The sequence below is a fragment of the Actinoallomurus acaciae genome (genome assembly GCF_042429965.1).
In the GTDB taxonomy this organism is placed as follows: Bacteria; Actinomycetota; Actinomycetes; order Streptosporangiales; family Streptosporangiaceae; genus Actinoallomurus; species Actinoallomurus acaciae.
Genome location: NZ_JBHLZP010001284.1, coordinates 1 through 574, shown reverse-complemented (window position 1 = coordinate 574; position 574 = coordinate 1). Strand labels below are relative to the sequence as shown.

1 protein-coding gene is annotated in these 574 nt (G+C 67.8%); it reads left to right on the top strand.

The features are described 5' to 3' along the window. Nucleotides 1–315: 315 nt before the first annotated feature. A partial coding sequence (locus ACFFNX_RS52095) for a hypothetical protein (RefSeq protein WP_378213909.1) occupies nt 316–574 on the top strand: 259 nt, incomplete at its 3' end.

Sequence of the window (574 nt, the reverse complement as noted above, 5' to 3'; positions counted from 1 at the left end):
CTCAGCTTCACCGCCTTGCTGCGACAAGACAGCGATGGTGGTCTTTCACCCCCACTCGATCGATCAGCGCCTCGTGGCGCACGAAATCCCAGATCCAGGCCCTGGACCGGTTGGCGCCGGTGCTGCCGATGATGCCCGAGCGCCGCACCCATGACTACGTCCGGAACGGCATCACCACGTTGTTCGCCGCTTTGGACGTGGTTAGATCATCGGTTCAATCCACCGCCGGCATCGGGCGAGTGAGTTCAAGAAGTTCCTGGCCAAGATCGATTCGAGACAGACCCTGGACGACGGCTCCCTCACGTCGATCGCGAGATGTCGAAAGCGTCTTTCGAAAGAGCCTTTCGCGGCCGCACGGCTCAGTCGTCTCCCGGACGGGCCCGGCGTTCGTGGTTCGTCGGGTTCACCACCTCGCTCCAGCGCCGTACGCCCCGGCCGCTGACGGGGCGGGTCTCCCTGGCGGCCGAGACGCTGACCAGCGGGCCGCGGACGGTCTCGATCGCGGCCCCGCTGGTGTCGCGGGCCGCCGGCTACCGCTCGCGGCCGGGATGCCGTGCGCCGCGGCGTACCCGCG